This window comes from Gryllotalpicola sp. CP2-P1, assembly GCF_057512245.1.
Genome location: NZ_JBLRDT010000368.1, coordinates 1 through 1,387, shown reverse-complemented (window position 1 = coordinate 1,387; position 1,387 = coordinate 1). Strand labels below are relative to the sequence as shown.

The 1,387-nt window shown below is 70.2% G+C and carries 2 protein-coding genes; both read left to right on the top strand.

The genetic code is table 11. The annotated features are described in order from the left end of the window. Window positions 1–582 (top strand): sensor histidine kinase (locus ACM2XV_RS15285; RefSeq protein WP_487027565.1); only part of this gene is annotated, 582 nt, incomplete at its 5' end. An 82-nt stretch (window positions 583–664) separates the two neighbouring features. Beyond that, window positions 665–1,357, top strand: coding sequence for a response regulator transcription factor (locus ACM2XV_RS15280; RefSeq protein ID WP_487027564.1), 693 nt, complete (start codon window positions 665–667; stop codon window positions 1,355–1,357). Window positions 1,358–1,387: the final 30 nt, after the last annotated feature.

Genomic DNA, 1,387 nt, shown 5'->3' with positions numbered 1-1,387 from the left:
ATCCGCCTGTCTGAGTCAGACCGCGACGAACTGCTCGCGACGGCCGAGGCGAGCCTCGCGAACCTCAACGCCCTCGTCACGAATCTGCTCGACGTGAGCCGCGTGCAGGCGGGCGTGCTCGCGGTGAACCTCGAGGACGTCGAAGTCGACGACGTGCTGCCCTCGGCACTCGAAGAGCTGGGCGTGGCGCCCGGCGATGTGCTGCTCGACATCCACGACCCGATCCCGCTCGTGCGCGCCGACCCGGTGCTGCTGCAGCGGGTGCTCGTCAACCTGCTCGCGAACGCCCTGCGCTTCTCGACCGCGCCGCCGCGGCTGAGCGCGAGCAGCTTCGAGGGCCGGGTGCAGCTGCGCGTCGTCGACAGCGGGCCCGGTGTTCCCGACGACCGCAAGGGCGCCATCTTCCAGCCGTTCCAGCGCGAGGGCGACACCGACAACACGACCGGGATCGGGCTGGGTCTCGCCCTGTCTCGCGGGTTCGTCGAGGGAATGGGCGGCACGCTCGACGCCGAGGACACCCCGGGCGGCGGCCTCACGATGGTCGTGTCACTGCCGTGCGCCGAGACGGGAGCCGCCGGGTGAGAACCAGCACGGCCGCCGCCCGCGAGGTCATGACGGCCCGACTATCGTGGTGTCGCCGTGTGGCACCGGGTGGAGGCAGACGATGAAGGTCGTGGTCGCCGATGACGATCGGCAGATCCTCGGGGCGCTGCGGATCATCCTGACCGCGCACGGCCACGACGTCGTGCTCGCGCGCGACGGCAAAGAGGCGCTCGACCGGGTCGTGTACGACCACCCCGACGTCGTCGTTCTCGACCTGGGGATGCCTGAGCTCGACGGCCTCGCCGTGATCCAGGCCATCCGCGGCTGGTCGACGGTGCCGATTCTCGTGGTGTCGGGCCGCACGGACTCGTTCGACAAGGTTCAGGCGCTCGATCTCGGTGCCGACGACTACGTCACGAAGCCGTTCCAGACCGATGAGCTGCTCGCGCGCATCCGCGCACTGGGTCGGCGGAAGACGGGTGGGGACGACGCGCCGGTGGTGCGCTTCGGCGACGTGACGGTCGACCTCGGTGCGCGTCGGGTCTCTCGCGGGGAGCCGGGGCATGAGGCATCCGTTCGCCTGACGCCCACCGAGTGGCAACTGCTCGAGCTGCTTGTGCGCAACCCCGATCGCCTCGTGACGCGCGAGACGATCCTGACCGAGATCTGGGGCCCGAACCGCACCGCCGACACCGGCTATCTGCGGCTGTATCTCTCACAGCTGCGCAAGAAGCTCGAGCCAGAGCCGTCGGCGCCTCGTTACCTGCTGACGGAGGCAGGCATGGGCTATCGCTTCGCGCCCACGGGGGAATGATCCGGAGGCGGCACGCGCTTCGCCCGGCGC

What these genes read in the sequence shown, in the direction of transcription:
- ACM2XV_RS15280 (WP_487027564.1), top strand. Translation starts at nt 665, where the DNA reads ATGAAGGTCGTGGTCGCCGATGACGATCGGCAGATCCTCGGGGCGCTG.